The sequence below is a fragment of the Pseudomonas sp. Sample_22 genome, from assembly GCF_004307635.1.
Taxonomy (GTDB): domain Bacteria; phylum Pseudomonadota; class Gammaproteobacteria; order Pseudomonadales; family Pseudomonadaceae; genus Aquipseudomonas.
In genome coordinates this window covers 17,240-42,167 of record NZ_RCNY01000055.1, presented here as the reverse complement: position 1 = coordinate 42,167, position 24,928 = coordinate 17,240, and the positions used below count along the sequence as shown (strand labels likewise).

At 58.2% G+C, this 24,928-nt stretch carries 27 protein-coding genes; 14 read left to right on the top strand and 13 right to left on the bottom strand.

The window, feature by feature from the left end; all coding sequences use genetic code 11:
- Positions 1 to 21: 21 nt before the first annotated feature.
- The 3 genes from D8U73_RS13940 (at position 22) to D8U73_RS13930 (ending at position 2,616) form a co-directional block, all read left to right on the top strand.
- Positions 22 to 681, top strand: a complete 660-nt coding sequence (locus D8U73_RS13940) for a glutathione S-transferase N-terminal domain-containing protein (protein ID WP_056853107.1) — start codon at positions 22 to 24, stop codon at positions 679 to 681.
- An 8-nt stretch (positions 682 to 689) separates the two neighbouring features.
- Positions 690 to 1,496: a DUF4892 domain-containing protein gene (locus tag D8U73_RS13935; RefSeq protein WP_130904800.1), complete on the top strand. Its 807-nt coding sequence runs from the start codon at positions 690 to 692 to the stop codon at positions 1,494 to 1,496.
- 67 nt (positions 1,497 to 1,563) lie between these two features.
- Entirely contained in the window at positions 1,564 to 2,616 is a 1,053-nt protein-coding gene (locus D8U73_RS13930) for an AI-2E family transporter (RefSeq protein WP_130904799.1), read from the top strand.
- A 135-nt stretch (positions 2,617 to 2,751) separates the two neighbouring features.
- Here the strand turns inward: D8U73_RS13930 and D8U73_RS13925 are convergent, their stop codons facing one another.
- Complete coding sequence (locus tag D8U73_RS13925) at positions 2,752 to 4,068, bottom strand: putative porin (RefSeq protein WP_056853104.1); 1,317 nt, start codon at positions 4,066 to 4,068, stop codon at positions 2,752 to 2,754.
- A 282-nt stretch (positions 4,069 to 4,350) separates the two neighbouring features.
- Here D8U73_RS13925 and D8U73_RS13920 point away from each other — a divergent pair, with 282 nt between their 5' ends.
- Positions 4,351 to 5,475 (top strand): GNAT family N-acetyltransferase, encoded by a 1,125-nt coding sequence (locus tag D8U73_RS13920; protein WP_056853103.1) that lies wholly within the window; start codon positions 4,351 to 4,353, stop codon positions 5,473 to 5,475.
- Between the two features lie 140 nt (positions 5,476 to 5,615).
- Here D8U73_RS13920 and D8U73_RS13915 read toward each other — a convergent pair whose 3' ends face one another.
- The 4 genes from D8U73_RS13915 to D8U73_RS13900 form a co-directional block, all read right to left on the bottom strand.
- The gene (locus tag D8U73_RS13915) at positions 5,616 to 7,448 is read right to left on the bottom strand and encodes an ABC transporter ATP-binding protein (protein ID WP_130904798.1); all 1,833 of its coding nucleotides are present in this window, start codon (positions 7,446 to 7,448) and stop codon (positions 5,616 to 5,618) included.
- 92 nt (positions 7,449 to 7,540) lie between these two features.
- Positions 7,541 to 8,098 carry a peptidylprolyl isomerase gene (locus tag D8U73_RS13910; protein ID WP_056853101.1) on the bottom strand — a complete coding sequence of 186 codons (558 nt, stop codon included), beginning with the start codon at positions 8,096 to 8,098 and terminating at the stop codon, positions 7,541 to 7,543.
- Positions 8,099 to 8,101: 3 nt separating this feature from the next.
- Complete coding sequence (locus D8U73_RS13905) at positions 8,102 to 8,905, bottom strand: alpha/beta hydrolase (protein WP_056853100.1); 804 nt, start codon at positions 8,903 to 8,905, stop codon at positions 8,102 to 8,104.
- Between the two features lie 14 nt (positions 8,906 to 8,919).
- On the bottom strand, positions 8,920 to 9,843 hold the full coding sequence (locus D8U73_RS13900; protein ID WP_056853099.1) for a LysR family transcriptional regulator: 924 nt from the start codon (positions 9,841 to 9,843) through the stop codon (positions 8,920 to 8,922).
- Between the two features lie 50 nt (positions 9,844 to 9,893).
- Here D8U73_RS13900 and D8U73_RS13895 point away from each other — a divergent pair, with 50 nt between their 5' ends.
- From D8U73_RS13895 to D8U73_RS13880, 4 genes are all read left to right on the top strand, one after another.
- A complete protein-coding gene (locus D8U73_RS13895; protein WP_130904797.1) occupies positions 9,894 to 10,223 on the top strand; it encodes a 3-phosphoglycerate kinase in 330 nt (109 codons plus the stop codon).
- Positions 10,224 to 10,373: 150 nt separating this feature from the next.
- On the top strand, positions 10,374 to 10,973 hold the full coding sequence (locus D8U73_RS13890; protein WP_056853097.1) for an FMN-dependent NADH-azoreductase: 600 nt from the start codon (positions 10,374 to 10,376) through the stop codon (positions 10,971 to 10,973).
- A gap of 264 nt (positions 10,974 to 11,237) precedes the next feature.
- Entirely contained in the window at positions 11,238 to 12,116 is an 879-nt protein-coding gene (locus D8U73_RS13885) for a carboxylate/amino acid/amine transporter (protein WP_056853096.1), read from the top strand.
- A complete protein-coding gene (locus D8U73_RS13880) occupies positions 12,113 to 12,613 on the top strand; it encodes a MepB family protein (protein WP_130904796.1) in 501 nt (166 codons plus the stop codon). Before D8U73_RS13885 ends, D8U73_RS13880 begins: the two co-directional genes overlap by 4 nt.
- A gap of 21 nt (positions 12,614 to 12,634) precedes the next feature.
- On the opposite strand, the gene D8U73_RS13875 is transcribed toward D8U73_RS13880, so the two are convergent.
- Positions 12,635 to 13,933, bottom strand: a complete 1,299-nt coding sequence (locus tag D8U73_RS13875; protein WP_130904795.1) for a mechanosensitive ion channel family protein — start codon at positions 13,931 to 13,933, stop codon at positions 12,635 to 12,637.
- Between the two features lie 192 nt (positions 13,934 to 14,125).
- Between D8U73_RS13875 and D8U73_RS13870 the strand changes: the two genes are divergently transcribed.
- The gene (locus D8U73_RS13870; protein WP_056853093.1) at positions 14,126 to 15,466 is read left to right on the top strand and encodes a DEAD/DEAH box helicase; all 1,341 of its coding nucleotides are present in this window, start codon (positions 14,126 to 14,128) and stop codon (positions 15,464 to 15,466) included.
- Between the two features lie 166 nt (positions 15,467 to 15,632).
- Here D8U73_RS13870 and D8U73_RS13865 read toward each other — a convergent pair whose 3' ends face one another.
- Positions 15,633 to 15,908, bottom strand: coding sequence for a hypothetical protein (locus D8U73_RS13865; RefSeq protein ID WP_056853092.1), 276 nt, complete (start codon positions 15,906 to 15,908; stop codon positions 15,633 to 15,635).
- A 69-nt stretch (positions 15,909 to 15,977) separates the two neighbouring features.
- Positions 15,978 to 16,709, bottom strand: a complete 732-nt coding sequence (locus D8U73_RS13860; protein ID WP_130904794.1) for a thioredoxin family protein — start codon at positions 16,707 to 16,709, stop codon at positions 15,978 to 15,980.
- A gap of 172 nt (positions 16,710 to 16,881) precedes the next feature.
- Between D8U73_RS13860 and D8U73_RS13855 the strand changes: the two genes are divergently transcribed.
- Entirely contained in the window at positions 16,882 to 17,271 is a 390-nt protein-coding gene (locus D8U73_RS13855) for a hypothetical protein (RefSeq protein ID WP_056853090.1), read from the top strand.
- Between the two features lie 56 nt (positions 17,272 to 17,327).
- Here the strand turns inward: D8U73_RS13855 and D8U73_RS13850 are convergent, their stop codons facing one another.
- The 3 genes from D8U73_RS13850 to D8U73_RS13840 all read right to left on the bottom strand — a co-directional run bounded on the left by D8U73_RS13850 (position 17,328) and on the right by D8U73_RS13840 (position 19,393).
- A complete protein-coding gene (locus D8U73_RS13850; RefSeq protein WP_130904793.1) occupies positions 17,328 to 18,197 on the bottom strand; it encodes a DUF6279 family lipoprotein in 870 nt (289 codons plus the stop codon).
- A 77-nt stretch (positions 18,198 to 18,274) separates the two neighbouring features.
- A complete protein-coding gene (locus tag D8U73_RS13845; RefSeq protein WP_130904792.1) occupies positions 18,275 to 18,997 on the bottom strand; it encodes a TorF family putative porin in 723 nt (240 codons plus the stop codon).
- Between the two features lie 207 nt (positions 18,998 to 19,204).
- Positions 19,205 to 19,393 carry a hypothetical protein gene (locus tag D8U73_RS13840; protein WP_017337097.1) on the bottom strand — a complete coding sequence of 63 codons (189 nt, stop codon included), beginning with the start codon at positions 19,391 to 19,393 and terminating at the stop codon, positions 19,205 to 19,207.
- Between the two features lie 348 nt (positions 19,394 to 19,741).
- Here D8U73_RS13840 and D8U73_RS13835 point away from each other — a divergent pair, with 348 nt between their 5' ends.
- The 4 genes from D8U73_RS13835 (at position 19,742) to D8U73_RS29670 (ending at position 22,914) form a co-directional block, all read left to right on the top strand.
- Positions 19,742 to 20,578, top strand: a complete 837-nt coding sequence (locus D8U73_RS13835) for a S1-like domain-containing RNA-binding protein (RefSeq protein WP_056853087.1) — start codon at positions 19,742 to 19,744, stop codon at positions 20,576 to 20,578.
- A 150-nt stretch (positions 20,579 to 20,728) separates the two neighbouring features.
- On the top strand, positions 20,729 to 21,661 hold the full coding sequence (locus D8U73_RS13830; protein WP_130904791.1) for a DMT family transporter: 933 nt from the start codon (positions 20,729 to 20,731) through the stop codon (positions 21,659 to 21,661).
- Positions 21,662 to 21,752: 91 nt separating this feature from the next.
- Positions 21,753 to 22,646 (top strand): LysR family transcriptional regulator, encoded by an 894-nt coding sequence (locus D8U73_RS13825; protein ID WP_056853085.1) that lies wholly within the window; start codon positions 21,753 to 21,755, stop codon positions 22,644 to 22,646.
- A 139-nt stretch (positions 22,647 to 22,785) separates the two neighbouring features.
- Complete coding sequence (locus D8U73_RS29670; RefSeq protein ID WP_007914492.1) at positions 22,786 to 22,914, top strand: PA1414 family protein; 129 nt, start codon at positions 22,786 to 22,788, stop codon at positions 22,912 to 22,914.
- A 138-nt stretch (positions 22,915 to 23,052) separates the two neighbouring features.
- Here D8U73_RS29670 and D8U73_RS13820 read toward each other — a convergent pair whose 3' ends face one another.
- Entirely contained in the window at positions 23,053 to 23,304 is a 252-nt protein-coding gene (locus tag D8U73_RS13820) for an acyl carrier protein (RefSeq protein ID WP_130904805.1), read from the bottom strand.
- A gap of 194 nt (positions 23,305 to 23,498) precedes the next feature.
- Complete coding sequence (locus D8U73_RS13815) at positions 23,499 to 24,878, bottom strand: sodium:solute symporter (RefSeq protein WP_056853083.1); 1,380 nt, start codon at positions 24,876 to 24,878, stop codon at positions 23,499 to 23,501.
- Positions 24,879 to 24,928 lie beyond the last annotated feature (50 nt).

The following is a 24,928-nucleotide window of genomic DNA, read 5'->3' as shown; positions in this document are numbered from 1 at the left end:
GGGTTGAAATGGGAGACAACCATGATAGATCTGTACACCGCTGCGACCCCGAATGGCCACAAGGTCTCTATCGTGCTCGAGGAACTCGGCCTGCCCTATAAGGTGCATGCCCTGAGTTTCGACAAAAAGGAACAGAAGTCCGCGGACTTCCTCAAGATCAACCCCAATGGGCGTATTCCGGCGATCGTCGATCGCGCCAACGGCGATTTTGCCGTGTTTGAATCCGGTGCCATCCTGATTTACCTCGCTGAAATGACCGGCAAGCTTTTGCCAGCCGACCCCAAGGGGCGTTCGGTGGTATTGCAGTGGCTGATGTTCCAGATGGGCGGCATCGGCCCGATGCAGGGCCAGGCCAACGTGTTTTTCCGTTATTTCCCGGAAAAGCTGCAGGGTGCAATCGATCGCTATCAGCACGAAACCCGTCGCCTCTACGAAGTCCTCGACACGCGCCTGCAAGCCGTCGAGTTCCTTGCCGGCGACTACAGCATCGCCGATATCGCGACGTTCCCCTGGGTACGTGGCTACGAGTGGTCCGGTGTCTCGGTGGAAGGTTTGACGGCGTTGCAACGCTGGATGGCGACCATGGAGGCGCGTCCTGCGGTGCAACGTGGCTTGCTGGTGCCACAGCGCGCCGATGAAGCGAGTGTCATCAAGGGTGCCCAGGCCATGCTGATCCGATGAGTCTATCGATGCGTTCCCTCAGTCTGTTGGCACTGTGCAGTTTCAGTCCCGTGTTGTTTGCCGCTGATGTGCCTGGCAGTCAGGATTTGCCGATCGTGCCGCGCATGGCCGATGCGCAGATCGTCGACTATCGCGTTCCGGTCGACATCGAGCGAATTTACCCACTGGGTTCGATCCGCAAGATCAGCGGCCAGCTGCGCTTCGATGGCCAGGTCAGCGCCCGTGGCAATGCCACGTCAGTGACCTACGAGCTGCCACCGGAGCATTCATCCACCGAAGCATTCACGGCCGCCCGCGAAGCCTTGCAGAAACAGGACGCCCAGTTGCTGTTCTGGTGCCAGGCCCGTGATTGCGGTGAAAGCAGCCTGTGGGCCAACGAAGTCTTCGGCAACGCCAAGCTCTATGGCGCCGACAATGAGCAGGCGTACCTGCTGTTGCGCCTGGCTGCTCCGAAAGACAACACACTGGTGGCGCTCTACAGCATCACCCGTGGCAATCGCAAAGCCTACCTGCACGTCGAGCAGTTCGATGCCGCTGCGCCGCTGGGCGATTTGCTGCCGACCTCGGCGACCTTGCTGCGTGAACTCAAAAGCACCGGCGAACTCGACTTTCCCAAACTCACGGATGCACCGGATGACACCTGGCTGCGTTTGATTTCCCGTGGTCTGAACCTGGACACGACGCTGCGGGTCAGTGTTTCCGGGCCTGCTGCCGAAGCCTGGCGGCAGGCGTTGATCGCTCAGGGCGTGCGTGCGGCGCGGCTGGAAACCGGCAGCGTCGAAGGCTCTGGCCTGCACATCCAGCTATTGCGCTAGGCTTTATCCCGGCGAACGCGCGTAACGCGTTCGCCAACTCTTTCGAACTGATTTTTTGAGACTTTAGATGATCAATAATGATCGGCTGTTGGTGCAGATCCTGCTCCTGGTGCTGTTTGGCGCGAGCTTCTGGGTGATGGCACCGTTCTGGTCAGCGTTGTTCTGGGGGGCGGTGCTGGCGTTTGCCAGTTGGCCACTGATGCGCTTGCTGACCCGTTGGCTAAATGGTCGCGAATCCCTGGCGGCGGCGCTGTTGACCGTGGGCTGGATGGTGCTGGTGGCAGCGCCTCTGGTCTGGCTGGGCTTCAACCTGGCGGACCATGTGCGCGACGCCACGGCGTTCATCAAGGATGTGCAGGTCGATGGTCTGCCGCAAGCGCCGGACTGGCTGGGCAGCATTCCGCTGGTGGGTGAGCGACTGCTGGGAATCTGGAACAGTGTCGATCAGCAGGGCGCGGCCATGATGGTGTCGCTCAAACCCTACTTCGGTCAGGTCGGTAACTGGCTGCTGGCGCGCAGTGCGCAGATTGGTGGCGGCATTCTCGAACTGACTTTGAGCATTGTTTTCGTGTTCTTTTTCTATCGCGACGGTCCGCGGCTGGCGGCGTTTGTCCATGGCTTGCTGGAGCGCCTGATCGGTAAACGGGCCGGGTACTACATCGAATTGGTGGCGGGCACGGTGCAGCGGGTAGTGAACGGCGTGATCGGTACGGCAGCGGCCCAGGCCGTCCTGGCGCTGGTCGGCTTCCTGATTGCCGGTGTGCCGGGGGCTTTGGTGCTCGGCATCGTAACGTTCATGCTTAGCCTGATTCCCATGGGGCCACCGCTGGTGTGGATTCCAGCCACCGCCTGGCTGGCATGGAGAGGTGACTACGGGATGGCAATATTCCTCGGCATCTGGGGCACCTTCATCATCAGTGGCGTGGACAACGTGCTCAAACCGTACCTGATCAGCCGCGGCGGAAACCTGCCGCTGGTGATTGTGTTGCTGGGCGTGTTTGGCGGGTTGATTGCGTTTGGCTTCATCGGGCTGTTCATCGGTCCGACGTTGCTGGCAGTGGCGTACAGCCTGTTGAACGACTGGAGCAAAAGCCATTCGCGGGTGGGAGATCGTCGTTGATTGCACACGGCAGGCTGCAAGGTCGGTAAAACAGACTCGCGTTGGTCCGGCGCACGGATGATGGGGACCGTCGGGCCAACGCCAGGCTGTAAAAGCGCCTCGGGCCTCCCTGCCCGAGTCGTGTAGCGGGGTGAATCAGAACTTCGCTTCAGCATCCAGTTGCAGGGTGTTGATGTCGGAGTCTTTGAGCGTGGCGTTGGTGTAGTCAGAGTTGGCCATGAAGTACGTCGCGCCGAGGTTGAAGTTCTTGTCCAGCTCGTAGCTCACTTTCAACTTGCTGCCGCGCGAACCGGTGAAGCCGTTGGCGAAGTCGGAGTCAGTGAACGCGCCAACCACAGCGTTACGCTGCACGTCGCGGTAGTTGTAGTCGATGGCGAAACCGTAGACCTTGGTCTTCAAACCGGCCAGCCAGGCGGTATCCTGATCGTTGCTGGCATCGTCGTTGTTGACGTACTGGCCGTACAGCGAGAGCGGCATTGGCAGGCCGCCGATGTCGAGCTGACCGAAACCTTCGAACAGCTTGAATTGTTCGTTCGGGCTGTTGCCGTTGATGGCCAGTGCAGCCGGGATCGAGGTGCCGCCAGGGATGATGTCGTCGTCGTTGTCGTAGCCGTAGACGCTGCCACCCAGGGTCAGCTTAAGGTTGTCGGTGATGCCGAAGCGTGCACCCAACTGGCCCGCGTACAGGCGCAGGTCGTGTTTGAACTGCACGCCGTCGCCGTCGACGTTGTCCTTGAGGGTGTAGTGACCGGCGCTACCGAACAGCTCGGTACTGCCGCTCAGCGGGTACTTGTACGACACCGACAGGCCTTCCGGGCTGATGTCGCTATCCCAAATCACGTCGCCCATGCTGACCCATTGTTGTGGCATCTTGCCGCCCACCAGGTGCAGGTTCTTGATCGCGTCGGGGTGGTAGTCGACGTAACCCTGATCCAGCCAGATCTGCTTCTTGTCGAAGTAGTTGTCCAGGCTCTGGTTGGTAGAACGCGCGTCGTCGTTGTTGCCGGTGGCGATTCGGATACCGGTGTCGACTTGCGGGTTGATTTCGGTATAGGCACCCAGGCGGGCACGAATGCGCTGACGATCCTGGTCTTTGTTGTTCGACACGCCATCGTTGTGCACGTTTTCCTGGCGGAAACGCACATCGCCCTTGAACTGGGTCTTGGCAGCCCACGCCAGTTTCTGGTCGAAGGTGCTCAGTTCGTTGGTTTTCTTCGCGGTCGCTGCGATCTGCTCGTTAGTCTCCTGTTGAGCCTGGCGGGCGATTTGCTGTTCTTTCTGATCCCGGGCCAGCTCGGCTTGCAGTTCACTGTACTGCGCGTTGGTAATCGAACCGTTTGCCTTGAGCATGTCGAGCAGTTTGGCGTCGACTGCGGCGCTGGCCGGAACACTCATGGCCAGCAACAGACCGCCACACAGGGCTGCCGCAGTTTTCGTGGAAGCAAGACGCATATCAATCTCCGAAGATGAGAGTGGATGGCTGAGCCATCCAGGGCACAACCGACCATTGATGGACGGAAAACAGTGGCCGGGTTAGAACCCGACGCTCTAAAAACAGGCGCCAGTATCGCGATGGTTTATTACAAGGAAGTGGCAATGTGATGGCATGTCGATGACGATGCCGAGTCGTCGCGAACTCTTGATTTAGAGCGCTGTCGTCGAATTGATCGTGTGCAACGGATGGCGATGGGCGATACTCGCAAAGCTTCATGCCATCGATGAGAGAGATGTGTAATGCCGTTGCAGCGCCTGCAAAGTCTGTCTGAAATCACTGCGCAAACATGGGATGCGTTGGTACCCGAGACACAACCATTTTTGTCTCACGCGTTCCTGAGCGCATTGGAGGACAGCGGCAGCGTCGGACCTCACTCCGGTTGGCAACCCGAGCATTTGCTGCACACCGAAGGTGATCGACTGATCGCCGCATTGCCCAGCTACCGCAAGTGGCATTCCTACGGCGAGTACGTGTTCGATCACGCCTGGGCCGATGCCTGCGAACGCGCGGGCATCGATTACTACCCCAAGCTTTTGACCGCAGTGCCTTTCAGTCCAGTCAGCGGGCCGCGTTTGTTGGCGGCCACAGTGGAGGATGGTTCCGAATTGCTGAAAAGCCTGCCGGGTTATCTGGAGATCGAACAACTCTTGAGCGCCCACATCAATTTCACAGACCCGTTCACTGACGCCGCGCTGGCCGAGCAGCCGGGCTGGCTGCAACGTGTCGGCTGCCAGTATCACTGGCAAAACCGCGGCTACCGGGACTTCCAGGATTTTCTCGATGTACTGAGTTCACGCAAGCGCAAACAGATGCGTAAAGAGCGGGAACAGGTGGCGGGGCAGGGTTTCGATTTCGAGTGGCTCGAAGGTCGTGAGTTGAGTCAGGTGCAGTGGGATTTTGTCTACGCCTGCTACGCCAACACCTACGCAGTGCGTCGGCAACGGCCCTACCTGACGCGAGCGTTTTTCAGCCTGTTGGCCGAACGCATGCCGCAATCGATCCGCGTCGTTTTTGCCAAACAAGGTTCACGGCCGGTAGCCATGGCTTTCAGCCTGGTGGGGGGCGACAGTTTTTACGGCCGTTATTGGGGATGCCTGGCAGAGTTCGATCGCCTGCATTTCGAGACCTGTTTCTATCAGGGCATGGACTACGCAATCGCCAACGGCTTTCAACGCTTCGATGCGGGTGCTCAAGGCGAGCACAAATTGATTCGCGGGTTCGAACCGGTGATTACCCATTCCTGGCATTACCTGCGCCATCCAGGCCTGAAAGCGGCGGTTAAAGACTTTCTGCAACAGGAGCGGCTGGGGGTGTTGGCGTATGCCGAAGAAGCGCGGACAGCCTTGCCTTACCGGCAGGCGTAATTGGCAAGGAGTCTTTGTGGGAGCTGGCTTGCCAGCGATAGCGGAATATCAGTCAACATCAATGTTGAATGTGAATCCGTCATCGCGGGCAAGTCGAATCGTCGCACCGTCGCTCCCACAGGGGTCAGGGTGATCTGAAGTTAATCGATCCCGACAAACCCACCCGTCTGATGCTGCCACAGCCGCGCATACAACCCACCCAATGCCAGCAATTCGGCATGGCTGCCGGTTTCGGCAATCTTGCCGTTTTCCAGCACCACCAGGCGGTCCATGCGGGCAATGGTCGAGAGCCGGTGCGCGATGGCAATGACGGTTTTGCCCTGCATCAGGGTCTCGAGGCTTTCCTGGATTGCCGCTTCGACTTCCGAGTCCAGTGCCGATGTGGCTTCGTCCATGATCAGAATCGGCGCGTCCTTGAGCAGCACGCGAGCGATGGCGATGCGCTGACGCTGGCCACCGGAGAGTTTCACACCGCGTTCACCGACGTGGGCATCGAAACCGACACGGCCTTCAGCGTCCGAAAGCATTGGGATAAAACCATCGGCCCGGGCCTTGTGCACCGCTTCCCAGAGTTCGCTATCGGTGGCGTCGGGTTTTCCGTAAAGCAGATTGTCGCGGATCGAACGGTGCAGTAACGACGTGTCCTGGGTGATCATGCCGATGCGTTCACGCAGGCTTTCCTGACTGACATCGGCGATGTTCTGGCCATCGATGAGAATCCTCCCGCCTTCCACGTCATAGAGACGCAGCAGCAGGTTGACCAGCGTTGATTTGCCGGCACCGGACGGACCGATCAGGCCGATCTTCTCGCCGGGTTTGATCGTCAGGTTGAGCCCGCCGATGATCCCGCTCTGTTTGCCGTAGTGGAAATCCACGTCTTCGAAACGCACTTCGCCACGGGCCACGGCCAGGGGTTTGGCCTGGTCTCGGTCGGTGACGCTGACCGGTTGCGAGATGCTCTGCAGGCCGTCCTGAACCATGCCGATGTTTTCGAAGATGCCGGTGACCACCCACATGATCCAGCCGGACATGTTGACGATGCGGATCACCAGCCCGGTGGCCAGGGCGATGGCGCCCACGCTGATCAGCGACTGCGTCCAAAGCCACAGGGCCAGGCCGGTGGTGCCGACGATCAACAGGCCGTTCATGCTGGTGATCACCACGTCCATACTGGTGACGACGCGGCCGGCCAGTTGGGCCTTTTCGGTTTGTTCCTTGATCGCTTCGCGAGCGTATTGCTGTTCGAAGTTGGTATGGGCAAACAGCTTCAGGGTGGTGATGTTGGTGTAGCCGTCAACGATCCGCCCCATCAGTTTGGAGCGCGCATCGGAGGACACCACCGAGCGTTCCTTGACTCGCGGTACGAAGTAATACAGTGCACTGATGAACGCGACGATCCACGTCAGCAGCGGGATCATCAGGCGCCAGTCGGCTTCGGCAAACAGCACCAGCGAGCTGATCGCGTAGATCAGCACATGCCACAGGGCGTCCACCGCTTGTACCGCTGAATCGCGCAAGGAGTTGCCGGTTTGCATGATGCGCTGGGCGATACGGCCGGCGAAGTCATTCTGGAAAAAATTCAGGCTCTGCTTGAGCACATAGCTGTGGTTTTGCCAGCGAATCAGGCTGGTCATGCTCGGGCTCAAGGTCTGGTGCACCAGCAGATCATGCAGGCCGACGAAAATCGGCCGCAGGACGAGCGCCACCACCACCATCCAGGCCAGTTCAAGGCCGTGCACCTTGAAAAAGTCAGCGTTGGGTGTGCCTTGGGCCAGGTCGATGATGCGGCTCAGGTAGCTGAACAGCGCGACTTCGATCAGCGCGCCGAACAGGCCGACGATCAACAGGGCGACGAAACTTGGCCAGACCTGTTTGAGGTAATAGGTATAGAAGGGCAGGACGCGATCCGGCGGAGCGGCCGAAGGGGCGTCGCGGAAGATGTCGATCAGTTTTTCAAAACGGCGATAAAGCATCGGTGTTTACCCGTTAACGGGCTCTCCTTTGAACGGATTGAGCGTTGCCGACAGAGCCGGCAACCGCTCGGACATCCTTGTCCAGCTTGGTTTCAGTCGATGCGCTTGGCCGACTTGATGAACACCGGATCTGCCGGTACGTCTTTCATGCCGCTGCGAACGGTGGTAGGCGAGTTGACGATGATGTCGACCACATCCATGCCTTTGACGACTTTGCCGAACACCGCGTAGCCGTCGCCCTGGTCGAGGAAGTCGTTGTCCTTGACGTTGATGAAGAACTGGCTGGTGGCAGAGTCCGGCACCGAGGTACGGGCCATGGACAAGGTGCCACGCACGTTGACCAGGCCGTTGTTGTGCTCGTTCTTGATCGGCGCCTTGGTTTCTTTTTGTTGCATTTGCTGGGTGAAACCGCCGCCCTGGACCATGAAGCCCGGAATCACACGGTGGAAAATCGTGTTGTTGTAGAAGCCGCTGTCAACGTACTCAAGAAAGTTCTTGGTACTGATCGGAGCCTTGACCGGGTCCAGTTCGATTTCGATCTGGCCGTTGGTGGTTTCCAGCAGAACATGCGGCGCCTTGGCAGGCGTTGCGGCCATAAGGTTGGCGGCAAACAGAACGGAACCAGCGGCGAGGACGATTTTTTTCAGCATGGGTCAGAGATCCTGATTGGTGGTGTCGACTGCGGTGAGAAATTCGAGCAGTGTCTGGTTGAAGCGTTCGGGTTGATCCATCGGAGTGGCATGACGCGAATCGGCGATCACTGCCAGCCGCGCATCAGGCAACAGTTTTACGTAGTTTTCCTTCAACGCGACCGGAGTGTAGTCACGGTCGGCGCTGATGATGAGGGTTGGACAGGACACCTTCGACAAGCGTTCCTGAACACCCCAACCGACAATGGCATCGAAGCTGGCGAGATAAGCATGTTTGTCGTTTTTTGCCCAGCGCTCAGCCATCTTTTGTCGTAAATCTGCCTGCTCGGGTTTGGGGAACAGCTTGCCGCCCAAGGCCTTGCCGATGGTGCGCAGACTGAGCACGCGCATCAGGCTCCAGCGTTTGAACCATTGCCAATAGTCGTCACGGCTGCGTAATTTGACCTCCGGCGCGCTGTTGACGATGCACAGGCTTTTAAGCAGTTGTGGCTGATCGACCCCGAGTTGAAAGCCGATCATGCCCCCCATGGAAAGTCCGACATAATGTGTCGGACCCAGCTTCAGATGCTCCATCAGCGCGATCAGGTCGGCGCTGAAGCCGGCAATGCTGTAACGCTCGCGGGGTTTGTCGGAGCGACCGTGGCCGCGTACATCCGGGACGATCACCCGATAGCGTGCAGCCAGCGCGGGTATCTGTTTTTCCCAGTCCAGCGTGCTGGAACCCAGCCCGTGGACCAGCAGCAACGGCGTGCCGTGACCATATTCCTCATAGTGCAGGTTGCATCCTTCATGTTCGAAATAGGCCATGCATACACTCCGTGTCAGGCTTGTTCGGGGGCGGCGAACGGTGCGTCCAGTGGTGCAGTGTCGAAGGTGCGCAGCAATTCGACGAGAATCTGTGTGGCTGGCCCGAGGGGTTTGTCTTTGTTCGAATACAGATAGAAGCTCGGGTTACGGCTGCCGCCCTGATCCAAAGGTAGCAGCTTGAGCGTGCCTTCCTTGAGTTCTCGTTCGATCATGTGCCTGGGCAACCAGGCGAACCCCAGGCCGCTGCCGACGAATGTCGCGGCGGTGGCCAGGCTGCCGACCGTCCAGCGCTGTTCGGCGCCGAGCCAGCCGACGTCCCGTGGTTGCTGGCGACCGGAGTCCCGGATGACCACTTGCATGTGGCTTTCCAGATCCTGGAAGCTCAGCTCGCGGTTAAGGCGATGCAGGGAATGTTCCGGGTGGGCGACCGCGACGAATTCGACGTCGCTTAATTCCGCACCCAGGTAGCCCGGAATGCTGAACCCGGTGATCGCCAGGTCGGCGACGCCTTCGAGCAGGACTTCCTCCACACCTGATAGCACCTCTTCGCGCAATCGCACCCGGCAACCTCGGCTTTGCGGCATGAAGGCGGTCAACGCGCGGACGAGGCGAGCGCTCGGATAGGCGGCGTCGACCACCAGGCGCACTTCGGCTTCCCAGCCTTGCTCCATATGGTGAGCCAGGTCTTCGAGCTGACTGGCCTGTTTCACCAGTTGCCGGGACCGTCGCAACAGCACGCCGCCGGCTTCGGTCAGCACTGCTTTGCGCCCGTCGATGCGCAGCAATGGCACGCCAAGCTGATCCTGCATCCGCGCTACGGTGTAGCTGACGGAGGATTGCGAGCGATGCAGCGCTTCGGCGGCCTGGGCGAAACCACCGTGGTCGACCACGGCTTGAAGTGTTCGCCATTGATCAAGGGTCACGCGGGGCGCTTTCATGATGTGCTCCTCTTGTCCTAAGCTGGGCAGTTCTTATTGGAGACTGCTCAATGAAAAAAATGTGTTGTCTGGTATCAGGTTGCGTACTGCTGGGCCTGTTGCCGCTGACTGCGTCTGCTTACCCGATCGATGTGAAAAAAGACCTCAATGGCCTGAAGATCGATTACGAAACCTTCGACACCGATAGCGATATCGGCTCCATTCGGGTGGCCAACTATGGCGATGTCGATGCCAGCTGCAAGGCGGTTTTCAGCAACGGCCCGGAAGCTCCACGCACCCGAAAGATCGATGTACCGGCTGGCAAACACAAAAACGTCACCGCCAAGTTCAGCCGCAACATCATCAAACTGCGCATCGAGCTGAGCTGCACCCCGAAATGACACCGAACGGAGCAAACCTGACGGGCATGCTCCGCTTATAAACGAATTTATTGATGGGTTATAGCAATTATTTGCGCTTTTTCATCGATATGACTCTGTTTAACCTTCACTCCATCGACTTACAGCATTCTCAGATGGAGCCTACATCCCATGTCCCGCGTTCTGATCATCGAAAGCAGTGCCCGTCAGCAAGACTCGGTTTCCCGTCAACTGACCCAGACGTTCATCAAACAATGGCAAGCCGCTCATCCGCAGGATCAGATCACGGTTCGTGACCTTGCCGTCAACCCGGTACCGCATCTGGACATCAACCTGCTGGGTGGCTGGATGAAGCCCGCTGAACAACGCAGCGACATCGAACAGGTTTCGCTGGAGCGGTCTAACCAGCTGACAGACGAATTGCTGGCCGCAGACGTACTGGTGATGGCCGCGCCGATGTACAACTTTGCAATTCCCAGCACCCTCAAAGCCTGGCTGGACCATGTGCTGCGCGCCGGCGTCACCTTCAAATACACAGAAACCGGGCCTCAAGGTCTGCTCAGCGGCAAGCGCGCTTATGTGCTGACGGCGCGCGGCGGTATCTATGCCGGCAGCACGGCGGATCACCAGGAACCGTACCTGCGTCAGGTCATGGGCTTCATCGGTATCCACGACGTGACATTCATCCATGCCGAAGGCATGAACCTGGGTGGCGACTTCCAGGAGAAAGGCCTGAACCAGGCCAATGCCAAGCTATCGCAAGTGGCCTGACCTGTTAATCGCCAGATAATCGCTCGATGGTCTAGTGACCTGGCGCAACCCTTCAAGCCTGTACGCGCATCGAACCTCCCTTTGCACTTATTGCTCCTGAGTGCCGTAGCCCGATTGAACGCTTTAGCGAGATCGGGCTTTTTTTTTGCCTGCGATTTGATGGGGTGGCATAAAAGCCCGCTTCCACAGGTTTTTGTATTGTTTGACTGGTCGCGATCATTGGCAAAACCCGCTATCGTCGCCGCCATTCGAAACGAGGCGAGCATGGGCTATCTACTTTTTGTCACGCTGATCCAGGCGTTTTCCTTCAGTTTGATCGGTGAGTACCTGGCCGGTCATGTCGACAGTTACTTCGCGGTGCTCGTGCGCGTGCTGCTGGCGGGGCTGGTGTTCATTCCGTTGACGCGCTGGCGTTCGGTGGAACCGGCGTTCATGCGCGGCATGCTGCTGATCGGCGCGTTGCAGTTTGGTGTGACCTACGTCTGCCTGTATCTGAGCTTTCGCGTGCTGACGGTGCCGGAAGTGTTGCTGTTCACCATCCTCACGCCCTTGCACGTGACCCTGATCGAAGATGCCCTGAACCGTCGCTTCAATCCGTGGGCCTTGATCGCGGCACTGGTGGCGGTCGCGGGCGCCGCGGTGATTCGCTTCGACCGGATCAATCCCGACTTCTTCATGGGGTTCCTGCTGCTGCAGCTGGCCAACTTCACCTATGCCGCCGGGCAGGTGCTCTATAAGCATCTGGTCGCACGACACCCGAGTGATCTGCCGCATTATCGGCGCTTCGGCTACTTCTACCTCGGGGCACTGGCCGTGGCGTTGCCGGCGTTCCTGCTGTTCGGCAAACAGAATTTCCTACCCGAAGCACCGTTGCAATGGGCTGTGTTGTTGTTCCTTGGCCTGGTCTCGACCGCATTGGGGCTGTACTGGTGGAACAAGGGCGCTTGCCTGGTCAATGGCGGGACGCTGGCAGTGATGAACAACCTGCATGTGCCGGTGGGGTTGCTGATCAATCTGCTGATCTGGAATCAGCATGAGCAGTTGGGGCGGTTGTTGCTCGGTGGCTCTGTGATTTTGATGGCGGTCTGGATCAGCCGGTTGGGCGTCAGGCGAGAAGTGTTGCCGTTGCGGAGTCGGACATGAAGGACTTGATCGCCGCCATTGAGCAGATCTACAAGCGCGCAGGTTTGGCGTTGACGGATGAAGCGCGGCGCGAGGAGGAAAGTGCCGAGTATGGCGCCTTCCGTTTCGGCCTCGATGGCCAGGTGATCGTCTTCCGGGTGGCGAAAACCACGCCGACCAAGATTGGCCAGTTCGTCACGTTGTGGAAACGGCCAACGCCGACCAGCGAGATTGCACCGTTCGATAGTGACGATGGCGTCGCCTTTGTGGTGGTGAGCGTTGGCGATGAAACCCATAACGGGCAGTTTGTGTTCGACCGGGAGATATTGGCTGCCAAAGGTGTCATGTCGATTGCCGGCGAAGGCGGTAAGCGAGCGATTCGCGTGTATCCGCCGTGGTCACGGCCCGTCGCCCGGCAAGCTATCAAGACGCAGCAGTGGCAGCTGAAGTATTTCCTCGCTATTGACCCAAGCGGAAATGCCGACCCCGTGGATGTGCGGCGACTCTTCAAAACCTAGCCACTTGACCTGTTGAACCCCTTACATACGGTTTTTTTCCGGCTCGGGAATGTGGCTTGAACCCAGCAGGGCCGGCAACAACCCGGCCCGCAAGTCGCCGCCACTGGGCTGCTGATAAAGGCTCAAGCCAAACTCCGGCAGCACCGCCAGCAAGTAGTCGAAGATATCCCCCTGGATCCGCTCGTAATCGGCCCACGCCGTGGTTCGGGTAAAGCAATAGATTTCCAGCGGAATGCCCTGTGCCGTGGTCTGCATCTGCCGGACCATGCAGGTCATGTTCGGCTGGATCTGCGCGTGGCTTTTCAGATAGGCCAGTGCATAGGCGCGGAACGTGCCGATGTTGGTCATGCGTCGGCGGTTGGCCGACATGGCGGCGAGGTTGCCTTGGGCTTCATTCCACGCTTTGAGTTCGGCCTGCTTGCGGGACATGTAGTCGGTCAGCAGATGCACCTGCGCCAGTTTCTGCTCTTCTTCATCACGCAAAAAACGCACACCGCTGGCGTCGATGAACAGACTGCGCTTGATCCGGCGGCCGCCAGAAGCCTGCATGCCGCGCCAGTTCTTGAACGATTCGGACATCAAGCGCCAGGTCGGGATCGAGACGATGGTCTTGTCGAAGTTCTGCACCTTGACCGTATGCAGCGTAATGTCCACCACATCGCCATCGGCGCCGACCTGTGGCATCTCGATCCAGTCACCCACCCGCAGCATGTCATTGCTGGTGAGCTGCACACTGGCGACGAATGACAGCAGCGTGTCCTTGTAGACCAACAGGATCACCGCCGACATGGCACCCAAGCCTGACAGCAGCAACAGCGGTGAGCGATCGATCAGCGTAGCGACGATGATGATCGCGCCAAATACGTACAAGACCATTTTCGTCAGTTGCACATAGCCCTTGATCGAGCGGGTGCGGGCGTGTTCGGTGCGGGCGTAGATGTCCAGCAAGGCATTGAGCAGCGCGCTGATCGCCAGGATCAGGAACAGCACGGTGAATGCCAGCGCCACATTGCCGAGGAAAATCATCGCGGTTTTACTCAGTTCCGGCACCAGGTGCAGGCCGAACTGGATCACCAGCGATGGCGTCATCTGCGCCAGGCGTTGAAACACCTTGTTGTGACGAAAGTCGTTGATCCAGTGCAACGCAGGCTGGCGGCCAAGCATTCGGCTGGCATGCAGGATCAGGTAGCGCGCCACTCGTCCGAGCAGCAGCGCTATGACCAGCAGCATCGCCAGCGCAAGGCCGGCATGCACGACGGGATGTTGATCGAGTGCACCCCAAAGGTCTTGGGCGTTGAGCCAGAGCTGTTTGATATCCATGGGTAAAAACGATTCTTCTGTGAGACGCGACGGGCGATTAGAGCATTTAAGACGCTTTGTATTACCTTCGGAGACAAATCAGGCAACAAAAAAGCCACTGTTTACTGTCGTTTGCATAAAGAAACTCGGCCTCGGCGCTCGAAACCGTTACCCTATGCAGCTGATTTTTTGTATTTCTTCGAGGTAGCACCCGTGTTTTCCCAATTCGCCCTGCACGAACGCCTGCTCAAAGCCGTGGCCGAGCTGAAATTTGTCGAGCCAACGCCTGTGCAAGCAGCGGCCATTCCGCTGGCGCTCCAAGGGCGTGACCTGCGGGTGACAGCGCAAACCGGTAGCGGCAAGACCGCTGCGTTCGTTTTGCCGATCCTCAACCGCCTGATCGGGCCGGCCAAGATCCGCGTCAGCATCAAGACCCTGATCCTGCTGCCAACCCGTGAACTGGCCCAGCAGACCCTGAAAGAAGTTGAACGCTTCTCGCAGTTCACTTTCATCAAATCCGGCCTGATCACCGGCGGTGAAGACTTCAAGGTCCAGGCCGCCATGCTGCGCAAGGTGCCGGACATCCTGATCGGTACGCCCGGGCGGATGATCGAGCAATTGAACGCCGGTAACCTCGACTTGAAAGAAGTTGAAGTGCTGGTGCTCGACGAAGCCGATCGCATGCTCGATATGGGCTTCGCCGATGACGTGCAGCGTCTGGTCGATGAGTGCACCAACCGTCAGCAGACCATGCTGTTCTCCGCTACCACGGGTGGCTCCGGTCTGCGCGAGATGATCGCCAAGGTCCTGAACAATCCTGAGCACCTGCAGCTCAACGCGGTCAGCCAGCTGAACGAAACCACCCGTCAGCAAATCATCACCGCTGACCACAACCAGCACAAAGAACAGATCGTCAACTGGTTGCTCGCCAACGAGACCTACCAGAAGGCCATCGTGTTCACCAATACCCGGGCGATGGCCGACCGTATCTATGGTCGTCTGGTGGCTCAGGAATACAAAGCGTTCGTGCTGCACGGCGAGAAAGACCAGAAAGATCGCAAACTGGCGATCGACCGGCTGAAGCAGGGTGGGGTGAAAATCCTCGTGGCGACCGACGTCGCCGCTCGCGGTCTCGACGTGGACGGCCTGGATCTGGTGATCAACTTCGATATGCCGCGCAGCGGCGACGAATATGTACACCGCATCGGTCGTACCGGCCGCGCTGGCAACGATGGCCTGGCCATCTCGCTGATCTGCCACGGCGACTGGAACCTGATGTCGAGCATCGAGCGCTACCTCAAGCAGAGCTTCGAGCGCCGCACCATCAAGGAAGTCAAAGGCACCTACGGCGGACCGAAAAAGGTCAAGGCTTCGGGCAAGGCCGTCGGCGTGAAGAAGAAAAAGACCGACGCCAAGGGCGACAAGAAGAAAACCGCCGCCAAGACCCCGACCAAACGCAAGAGCGTCAATCGCCCGAAAAGCGATTCGCTGGTGAGCAAGGACGGTATGGCCCCGCTGAAACGTCGCAAGCCGGAAGCACCGGCGGCTGAATAAAGCGCCGTAGCGTTCTGGAAAAAACCCGGACAAAGTCCTGATTCTCTTCACCTAAGGACGAACATTGTACTTGTGGCGAGGGAGTTAGCTCCCTCGCCACAGGTTGCTGACGTTCTCTTACGTGAACAGCATCAAGGGCAAAGCCCGGGTTTTTTTATGTCTGTTTTCAGCTGTCGGCCTTCTTCTCTGCCGTTCCCAGCTCTTTCAAACGCTGATCGATCAACTGGCACTTGTCCGGCAGGTCTTTCGCAGCCGTTCCCAGGTCCATTTTTTGCAACTCATCGTTGATTTCCTTGGCCTTGGCCGGGTTCTGTTCGGTGAGCCTGGTGACTTCCTTGGCCAGTTGTTCGCGTTTGGCCGTGGCCTCTTCGGGCGTACAGGCCCAGGCAGGCAGTGCGCAAGCGAGGGTGGCGGCGAGGGTGAGCTTGAGCAGGTTTTTCATGTGTCAGGCCTCAGTTCCGGTTAAGGCGGGTTAACCGGTTGAGGCCTCAAGCATGGAAAAAGTTCAGATTCACCCATGGCAGCAACTTGCCGGGGCATTATCGTCATATTTATCGTGATGCTTCACCCACTCCATGATCTCCTCTTCATTTCGCCCCTTGGGCGTCAAATCCAGGTAGTTGTAGGCACCCACCAGCATGTCCAGGCCTCGGGCATAGGTTGAGTAGGTGTGAAAAATTTCGCCATCCTCGTTGCGATAAAACACGCTGAGGCCCGGAAGTTCTTCCTCGGAGCCGTCAGTTTTTTCGTAGTTGTAGGTGGCCTTGCCGGCGGCGACATCTTCAGCTCTGGCCGAGACGCCAAAGTCGTAGTTGAAGTCGCAGCCCTCTGACGAGACCCAGTCAAACTTCCACCCCATGCGTCGCTTGAATGCCTGGAATTCGGCGAAAGGTGCGTGGGAAACCGCCACCACTGCAACGTCATGGTGGGCCAGGTGCTGATTGGCGCCATCGATGTGGTCGGAAAGAAACGAACACCCGGGGCAACCTTCGTCCCAGCCCTCGGCGAACATGAAATGGTAAATGATCAACTGACTGCGGCCGCCAAACAGGTCGGCGAGCTTCAATTCGCCGTTCGGACCTTGAAAGTGGTAGTCCTTGTCGATTTTCACCCAAGGCAAGGCGCGGCGTTCGGCGCTGAGTTTATCCCGTTCCTTGGTGAAGGCTTTTTCGTGGGCCAGGTGTTGCTTGCGGGCGGCGAGCCATTCTTCCCGCGACACGACGGGATGGTTCTGAACGTTCATTGTTTTTTCTCCTGCGTGGGGCTGGGAGTGACTTACACAGCCTAGTCGTTTGGCATGCCTGGAATTCGACATGCCGCCGGTCGGTCGGGCTGAAAAATCCAGGGTGAACGGCCGCCCGGCCTGCCGGTCACACACTATGAAGCCCCCACTCACGGGCACCGGAGGTTGCAGGATGACGACTTATAACTGGGATTTGATCGAGCGCTTGCTGCACGAGGTGCAGCGCGGCGAAGCCAGCTTTACCCCACGGCCCTATGCCGAGCAATACGCAGCAGAAAAGGCGTCGGAGGGTGAACAGACAGAGAACCTTGACCATCTGAAAGCGGTGGCGGGCGAATATGAAAAGCTCCTGCTGGAGCGGGGCTACATCGAACCTCGGCCTGAGGAACAGGGCGGCACCGGTGCCAACTACATTCTGACGCCCCGGGGCTCGAGTTTATTGAGCCTGATCGACAGCAGCATTCCGGGCAATGAGCATCCTCGGCAAGTGCTCGATGAACAGGAAGATGCGCTGGATGAGCTGACGTTTGATGAGGTCGCGTCGAAAGCGCAGATCGCCTGAATCACTAGTTTGCAGTCTGCGGCACACGGCATCCGCAGGCTGCGATCTTTTGATCTTCAACCCTGCTTTGCCGCTTTCAGGCACTTCAGATCACTGAAGTCTTTCTTCACGCCTTCAATCTTTGTCAGCAGCCGTTGACGTTGTTCCGGCGTGCTTTCTGCCATCAGGTCGACAAACAGCGAACGCGCTTGCGCTTCGGTTTTGGCAAAGGCCTGCCGATAAGCCGGTGTCCACAGGCGTTCTCGGTCGACCAGAAGCGTCTCGATTCGCTGTGGGAATTCTGGGCTCTGACGTTGGGCTACCGCTGCGCTGAATTGCTTTTGCCAGTGAGCACGGTTGGCAATCCACTCCGTATTCTGGTCGCCCAAGGCATTCGACCACGCCGCTACTCGTTGCCGCTGGGCCTGACTGAGTGGTCCGAGCCAGTCATTCAGGCGCTTTTCCATGCGTTCGCCGCGATCCTTGATCTGCTGATCAAGGGAGGGGTTTAGGTATTTCTCCTGACGTTTGCGCTGGTCTTTGGCGAACGCCTCGTTCATCTCTGCCACCTGTTTGTCATCCAGCCCCCGCAGCAACTGGACCGCTGACGGAGTGATTTCCCGCGCGGTTTCGGCGATCGCCTGCTTGGCTTCGGTGGCGCGGTCCTGCAGTGCGGCATCGGTGACCTGATTGCTGGCGACCATGTTTTGCAAGCGGTCCAGCCAGTCAAGGTAGCCGGGCATTTGCGTGGAGCAGTGCCAACTCAAATGTTCCTTGAGGCGCTCGTGAAACCAGCCTTTCTGCTCGCCGTTCATGTCCAGGTAATCGCTGAGCGTCCAGGGAATGATCACATCGAGGTTGCGATAGGCCAGGCCCATGCGACTGCACGCGCCCAGGGTCAGGCTGCAAATGAGTGCACAGGCGATATATTTTAACCAGCGAGACATGGGCGAATCCTTGCGAAGGCCTGGCTTCGGAATCTGATTCTCATGTGAACGCAAGAGGAGGCCGGCAGTTCAGCCGATCAATAGAAGCTGCGTTCGGCCTTGAGTGTGACAAGTCCGTCACACTGGTTGTTGTGCCCGGAATAGGCTGAACAAGTGCTGCCGCTGAGGCTGGAATCACTGTAGATCAGGTCAAGGTCGATTCCCATGAAGGGGCGGGACAACTTCACCGACCAATCAGTGAAACTGCCTACGTAACCACCGTCCACAGCCACCGGAGTATTCAACTGGTGGGTGGTGTATTTCATACTGATCCCGATGCCGAAGGGCTCATTGCCGCTGAGATTGGCGAACAGGGTGCTGTTCTGTTTGTCCGGGTCGTTGCTCAACGCAACGCCGAAACGGCTGCCCAGCAAGGTCAAGCCTGCGAACAGTTCCTGACTGTCGAGGGTTTCCACTTCGGGATAGCTGTAATGAATGATGCCCACTTCGTAACCGAGCGTTTGGTCGAAAGGCTGTTTAAAGCCTGCGTAGGAATCGATTTCGAGATTTTTCCCGGGACTGATTCCCATGCTGGGTGACCATTGGCCGAAGTAGAAACCGCTGTCATGGGTCAGGTCCAGGCCACCATGGAATGAACCGACGGCGGAAGGTTTGACCAGACCCTGGGCCATGCTGCGAGCTGGGTTGGTACCGAGTTTCAGGTCGAAATCGCCCAGCTCGCGCTGAAAAACCTGACCCTGGGCAACGGAGCACGCCAGCAGAGCGCCGAGTAGTAAGCAAAGGCAGGAGAGTTTTTGCATGCGTCACTCCATGAACAGCGAGTGCAGGCGGTTTGGCCTGCTGAAACGCTTGATCTAGACGCGTGCAAGGATACCGGCGAATGACAGGCATCGAGGGCCGTTCGTCGATTTTTACGAGATTGGTGATGTTGGGGGGAGGCTATTGCAGAGTTCCAGTCCAGACGCTTCGAAGCTCAAAGCGCCCAGGGACCAGGTAAGGCGTGGTTTTTACTTTTTGCCCAGCGTGATCTGCTTGGACGGGCCGAACGTCTGGCCGCTTACGCCTTTGGCAATTTGCTGGATTTCACCGCCGGATTTGAGGAATGCAGCGATCTGGTTATTGATCGATTCGCTGGTTTCGACGGCTGGAGCTGGCTTTGCTTTGCTGTTGGATGCTTTTACGCGCATGGCGGCCATTAACCTGTAGAAAATTAACTTGGCCAGGCATCGTACAGGAAATGCCTGCAATTTGCTTGGCAAATATCCCCTGAAGCATTCGATGTACAGGAAAAATAAACGGCGGTTAATTGTTGGAGTTTTTTCCTAAGTCGCTGTTTTAAATAAAAACAGCTCTCGAAAAAGGCGTTTTATGCGCTGCTTGGGGCGCCATGAAAGTGGACAGATCGATCAGACGAGCGGCCAGCGGTCGTGGCCGAACCCAGAAAAATTGCGGCCTTCAGAGGTTTTTCTCCCACCACCGGACCGCCCACCGAACGCGGCCCGCAAAACCGGGTAGAATGCCGCCACGTAATGAGGGTATTGGACATGGCTTTAGTCGGGCGTTACAACAGTTTGCAAGTGGTTAAACACACTAACTTCGGTTTATATCTGGACGGTGGTGCGGACGGCGAAATTCTTTTGCCGAATCGTTATATTCCAAAAGATGTTCCAAGCGAAGATGAAGACTGGCTCAACGTATTTGTATATTTGGACAGCGATGACAAACTCATCGCAACAACTGAAAAGCCGAAAGTTCAAGTCGGTGAATTCGCCAGTTTGAAAGTTGTTGAAGTCAACAGCATTGGGGTGTTCCTGGATTGGGGCTTGCCCAAGGATCTGTTGCTGCCGTACTCGGAAGAAAAGCGTCAGATGTCAGCGGGTGAATACGCCGTGGTGCACGTCTATCTCGACAAGCACACTCGCCGCATCACCGCGACGGCGCGTCTGGACCGCTACCTGGACAAAACTCCGGCCAACTACACGCCCGGCCAGGAAGTTGATCTGCTGGTTGCCGAAGCCACGGACATGGGCTTCAAGGCAATCATCAACAACAAGCACTGGGGCCTGATCCACAAGAACGAAATCTTCAAGTTCATGCGCGCCGGCAAAGAAGAGAAGGGCTTCATCAAGGAAGTTCGTGCCGATGGCAAGATCAGTCTGAGCCTGCAACCGGTTGGCCAGGAAGCGGCGAGCAGCCTGAACTCGAAGATCCTCGCCAAGTTGCGTGAGAACAACGGCACTTTGCCAGTCAGCGACAAAAGCGACCCAACCGTTATCAGCAGCATGTTCGGTGTCAGCAAAGGCAACTTCAAGAAGGCCATCGGTGCGTTGTACAAGAACGGCCAGATCGTCATTCATGCCGATCGTATTGAGCTGAGCTGATTGCTGCTTGTAGTCAACACTTCAGGGTGTTGCCTGCGAGGTCACCCTACAGCCTGAAATCCGCCCCGGCACCGCTTGGCCAACAAGCAGGCCGGGGCTTTGCTTTAACTGTCGAGCCACCGCCATGTTTTGTGATGTCGAGGTTTCAAGGTGAGCGCCACCCGGCGCAGCGCCGATGGATTTGCCCTGCAGGTGATGCTGGGGTTGTGCCTGGTCTGGGGTGTTCAGCAGGTGATGATCAAGTGGGCGGCACCCGACATCGCGCCGGTCATGCAGGCGGCAGGGCGGTCGGGCATGTCTGCATTGCTCGTAGGACTGTTGATCTGCTGGAAGGGCGGTTGGGACCAGGTCGGCTCCACGTGGCGCGGCGGGCTGTTGGCCGGTGCCTTGTTTGGCCTGGAGTTTTTCTTCATCTCAGAAGGCCTGCAACTGACCACTGCAGCGCACATGTCGGTGTTTCTTTATACCGCGCCGATCTTCACGGCGTTGGGCGTGCATTGGTTATTGCCCAGTGAGCGTTTACGGCCGGTGCAATGGCTGGGGATTATTCTGGCATTCATCGGGATCGGCATCGCGTTTGCCGGTGGGGTTTCGTGGGATAACCTCGATCGCCGCATGCTGCTCGGTGACGCGCTGGGCGTAATGGCGGGTGCGGCCTGGGGCGCGACGACAGTAGTGGTGAGGGCTTCGCGGCTGTCTGAGGCGCCCGTGACACTGACGTTGTTCTATCAATTGGTAGTCGGTTTTGTCGGCCTGCTGTTGATCGCGCTGCTCAGCGGTCAAATCACCCATGTCAGCCTGACCACCGTGGCGGTCACCAGCGTGCTGTTCCAAGGTGTGGTGGTGTCGTTCTTCAGCTATCTGATCTGGTTCTGGCTGCTGCGCCGTTATCTGGCGGCAAACCTGGCGGTGTTTTCGTTCATGACGCCGCTGTTCGGTGTCACGTTCGGCGTGTTGCTCTTGGGCGAAGAGCTGAGCCTGAACTTCGTGATTGGCGCGGTCCTGGTGTTGTTGGGCATCACCTTCGTCAGCGCTGAGCAGTGGGTTCGCCGCCGATTGCGCAGGGCGCTGGGTCAAAGCTGAGCGAGAACACAGGCAACCGTCAGGCCGGGATTGATTGATTTTCTTCATAGATGAACAATAGTGGCTGAGTTGTTCATTTTTGGAGAAAGGTGTGGAATTCAGTCAGTTGCGGATCTTCCAGGCGGTGGCGGAGGAAGCCTCCATCACCCGTGCCGCCGAACGCCTGCACCGGGTGCCATCCAACCTGTCGACACGGCTCAAGCAACTCGAAGAACAACTCGGCGTTGAATTGTTCGTACGCGAGCGTCAGCGGCTGCAGTTGTCGCCTGCGGGAAAAGTCCTGCTGGACTACACCGCCAGGTTGTTCGCCTTGCACGACGAAGCCCATGCAGCGGTGCAGGGCGGTCAACCGGCCGGCGACTTCGTTCTCGGCACCATGTACAGCACTGCTGCGATTCATCTGCCGGCGTTGCTGGCCCGCTATCACCGGCGCTACCCGGCGGTGAACCTGCAAGTGCAGTCCGGACCCAGCGGTGAGCTGCTGGAAGGTTTGCTCACCGGCCGCCTCGATGCGGCACTTGTGGATGGGCCGCCAGAGTTGGCAGTGATCGACGGCGTGCTGTTGTGTGAGGAACGACTGGTGCTGATCAGCGAAGCCGACCACCCGCCGGTGCGTAGCGCGCGTGACGTGGAAGGGCGTTCGGTATTCACCTTTCGCCAAGGGTGCTCTTATCGGATGCGCCTGGAGTCCTGGTTCTCTCACGATCACGCGGCCATGGGCCGGGCGATGGAAATCGAGTCCTACCCGGGGATGCTCGCGTGCGTGATTGCCGGCTCCGGCGTGGCATTGATGTCGGAGTCGATGCTGGCAAGCCTGCCGGGGCGTGAAAGCGTAGCGGTGCACCCGCTCCCCGAGCCTTTTGCCAGCGCAACCACGTGGCTGATGTGGCGCAAGGGCATGGTGGGGGCCAACCTGAATGCGTGGATCGAGGAACAGCAAGCGGTCTATCCGTCGGCACAAAGCCAGGCCCGGGCGATTGCATGATTTAATGGCGCTCGATTGTGATCCATTCAGTAACAGATCATTGCCACTTTGGGCGAGCATTGCTCAGGACTTCGGACTATTATCAGTGCGAAGGGGCTACAGAATTTTGGCCGCTCGGCACTACCCTGAAGGGGGCATCATGAAAGAGAAAATCCAAAATTGGCTGCACGACCTGGGTGTCGCACTCGGTCTGATCGAACCGCCTCTGCAACCTGTGCCCATCCGTACGGACGACGAACAGCGTCGACGCCAGCAGCGCCGCCGGTAGTCCTGCAGGAGCGAGCACGCTCGCAGTGGACGTTGACAATGCTGTCGGCTGCCTGAAAGTACGTGGCGCTTGGAGTTTTTTGCGAGCAGTTTCGCTGCTACAGGTGCGCGTACAAGGCATAGGGCGGTGATCAGGCTGTCAATGCCGCCCGATCTCAATTAAAAACCGACTCAGGTCATTTGCCGTTCTGGCGGTCTTGAGCATCGTGTCTTCTTCGGCGGTAAAAGCCGTCAAACCGAATTCATCTTCCAGATGGAAGATCAAATCTTCGATATCCGCTTTATCCAATCCCAACTGCGCCAGACTGGCGTTGTCGTCGAAATCATCCCGGCCTTCCAGCAAGCGGCTGATGAATTGATGCACGGCGGCACGCACGGCTGCTTTGTTCATGGGGGCACGCCAAATCGATTGTCGTCCCTGCTGGATGGGTTCCTGGTATTGAGTACAGCAGGCTTGCGCCATGCTGGCGTTACCACTCGTCAATCACGTGGCTCTGCATACGACATTTTCTCCAGGCGAAAAAAAACGGGTGAGGCAACCGACGCCACACCCGTCGAAGAAAACATCAATTCGTTGTGTTCAGCTTAGGCAGCGCTGGCCAGTGTCACCGGACGACGGGACAGCAGGCTGACCACGACGAAGCTCACCAGGCCAACAGCCAGGCTGTAGTAGATCGGGGTGTTGGCATCCAGACCGTCCTTGACCATGAACACCAGCGCAGTGACGAAGCCCAGGCCCATGCTGGCGATGGCGCCGGCGGTGGTAGCGCGTTTCCAGAAAATCGCACCGATCAATGGGATCAGCATGCCACCTACCAACAAGTTGTAGGCCAGGGTCAGGGCGCTGATCACGTCGTTCACCACCAGGGCGATCCCGAGTACCACGATACCGGTGAGCATGGTGACCAGGCGGTTCAGGCCCAGGCTCGATTGCTTACCGCCACGCAGTTTCGGCAGCAGGTCTTCGGTCAGGGTGGTGGCAGCGGCGAGCAGGCCGGCGCTGGCGGTGGACATCATGGCCGCGAGTGCTGCAGCGATTACCAGACCGCGGATACCGTCCGGCAGGGACAGTTTCACGATGGCGGCGAAGGCGTTGTTGACGTTGTCCAGATCCGGAATCAGTACGTGTGCAGCCATGCCGATCAAGGCGCAGGCCAGGCCGTAGAGGATGCAGTAGATACCGGCAGCGGTGCCGGCAACCTGAGCGACTTTGGCGGTCTTGACGGTGAACACCCGCTGCCAGATGTCCTGACCGATCAGGATGCCGAAGAAGTAGATCATGAAGTAGGTGATGATGGTGTCCCAACCAATGGTGGTGAAGCTGAAGCTCGCCGCCGGCAGTTTCAACACCAACTCATCCCAACCACCGACGCGGTACAGGCAGATCGGCAACAGGATGAACATCAGGCCAACGGTCTTGATCACGAACTGGACGATGTCGGTCAGGGTCAGCGACCACATGCCGCCGATGGCCGAGTAAACCACTACCACACCACCACCGAGCACTACCGAAATCCAGAACGGCAACCCGAACAGCACTTGCAATACGGTGCCGATCGCCAGGATCGAGGTCACGCCGATCATCAGGGCATAGGCCAGCATGATCACCGCGCTCGCCGAGCGGGCCATCGGGTTGTAGCGTTTTTCCAGCACCTGGGTAACGGTGTAGATCTTCAGTTTCAGCAGCGGCTTGGCGAGGAACAGGTTCAACGCCACGATCCCGCAACCCAGGGCTGCGCACAGCCAGAAACCGGAGATGCCATGCACGTAGCCCAGACGCACGGTGCCCACAGTGGACGCGCCGCCCAGGACGGTGGCCGCCATGGTGCCCATGTACAGGCTAGGGCCGAGATTGCGACCGGCAACCAAAAAATCTTCGTTGGTCTTGGCCTTGCGCATGCCGTAGTAGCCGAGTATCAGCATCGCGGCGGCGTAGATGAGTACGACGAATAAATCCAAAGCCATGATGGCGTGTCTCCGATTGTCTTTTTTATGTGAGGCTGAAAATCAGTTCC

Excerpts from the sequence above, each read along its gene's own strand:
- D8U73_RS13835 (WP_056853087.1), top strand. The coding sequence starts at position 19,742 with ATGGCTTTAGTCGGGCGTTACAACAGTTTGCAAGTGGTTAAACACACT.
- D8U73_RS13885 (WP_056853096.1), top strand. The coding sequence starts at position 11,238 with ATGGGCTATCTACTTTTTGTCACGCTGATCCAGGCGTTTTCCTTCAGT.
- D8U73_RS13865 (WP_056853092.1), bottom strand. The coding sequence starts at position 15,908 with ATGAAAAACCTGCTCAAGCTCACCCTCGCCGCCACCCTCGCTTGCGCA.
- D8U73_RS13850 (WP_130904793.1), bottom strand. The coding sequence starts at position 18,197 with ATGTCTCGCTGGTTAAAATATATCGCCTGTGCACTCATTTGCAGCCTG.
- D8U73_RS13940 (WP_056853107.1), top strand. The coding sequence starts at position 22 with ATGATAGATCTGTACACCGCTGCGACCCCGAATGGCCACAAGGTCTCT.
- D8U73_RS13925 (WP_056853104.1), bottom strand. The coding sequence starts at position 4,068 with ATGCGTCTTGCTTCCACGAAAACTGCGGCAGCCCTGTGTGGCGGTCTG.
- D8U73_RS29670 (WP_007914492.1), top strand. The coding sequence starts at position 22,786 with ATGAAAGAGAAAATCCAAAATTGGCTGCACGACCTGGGTGTCGCACTC.
- D8U73_RS13930 (WP_130904799.1), top strand. The coding sequence starts at position 1,564 with ATGATCAATAATGATCGGCTGTTGGTGCAGATCCTGCTCCTGGTGCTG.
- D8U73_RS13845 (WP_130904792.1), bottom strand. The coding sequence starts at position 18,997 with ATGCAAAAACTCTCCTGCCTTTGCTTACTACTCGGCGCTCTGCTGGCG.
- D8U73_RS13895 (WP_130904797.1), top strand. The coding sequence starts at position 9,894 with ATGAAAAAAATGTGTTGTCTGGTATCAGGTTGCGTACTGCTGGGCCTG.
- D8U73_RS13855 (WP_056853090.1), top strand. The coding sequence starts at position 16,882 with ATGACGACTTATAACTGGGATTTGATCGAGCGCTTGCTGCACGAGGTG.
- D8U73_RS13815 (WP_056853083.1), bottom strand. The coding sequence starts at position 24,878 with ATGGCTTTGGATTTATTCGTCGTACTCATCTACGCCGCCGCGATGCTG.
- D8U73_RS13915 (WP_130904798.1), bottom strand. The coding sequence starts at position 7,448 with ATGCTTTATCGCCGTTTTGAAAAACTGATCGACATCTTCCGCGACGCC.
- D8U73_RS13935 (WP_130904800.1), top strand. The coding sequence starts at position 690 with ATGCGTTCCCTCAGTCTGTTGGCACTGTGCAGTTTCAGTCCCGTGTTG.
- D8U73_RS13920 (WP_056853103.1), top strand. The coding sequence starts at position 4,351 with ATGCCGTTGCAGCGCCTGCAAAGTCTGTCTGAAATCACTGCGCAAACA.
- D8U73_RS13900 (WP_056853099.1), bottom strand. The coding sequence starts at position 9,843 with ATGAAAGCGCCCCGCGTGACCCTTGATCAATGGCGAACACTTCAAGCC.
- D8U73_RS13910 (WP_056853101.1), bottom strand. The coding sequence starts at position 8,098 with ATGCTGAAAAAAATCGTCCTCGCCGCTGGTTCCGTTCTGTTTGCCGCC.
- D8U73_RS13890 (WP_056853097.1), top strand. The coding sequence starts at position 10,374 with ATGTCCCGCGTTCTGATCATCGAAAGCAGTGCCCGTCAGCAAGACTCG.
- D8U73_RS13880 (WP_130904796.1), top strand. The coding sequence starts at position 12,113 with ATGAAGGACTTGATCGCCGCCATTGAGCAGATCTACAAGCGCGCAGGT.
- D8U73_RS13820 (WP_130904805.1), bottom strand. The coding sequence starts at position 23,304 with ATGAACAAAGCAGCCGTGCGTGCCGCCGTGCATCAATTCATCAGCCGC.
- D8U73_RS13905 (WP_056853100.1), bottom strand. The coding sequence starts at position 8,905 with ATGGCCTATTTCGAACATGAAGGATGCAACCTGCACTATGAGGAATAT.
- D8U73_RS13860 (WP_130904794.1), bottom strand. The coding sequence starts at position 16,709 with ATGAACGTTCAGAACCATCCCGTCGTGTCGCGGGAAGAATGGCTCGCC.
- D8U73_RS13840 (WP_017337097.1), bottom strand. The coding sequence starts at position 19,393 with ATGGCCGCCATGCGCGTAAAAGCATCCAACAGCAAAGCAAAGCCAGCT.
- D8U73_RS13875 (WP_130904795.1), bottom strand. The coding sequence starts at position 13,933 with ATGGATATCAAACAGCTCTGGCTCAACGCCCAAGACCTTTGGGGTGCA.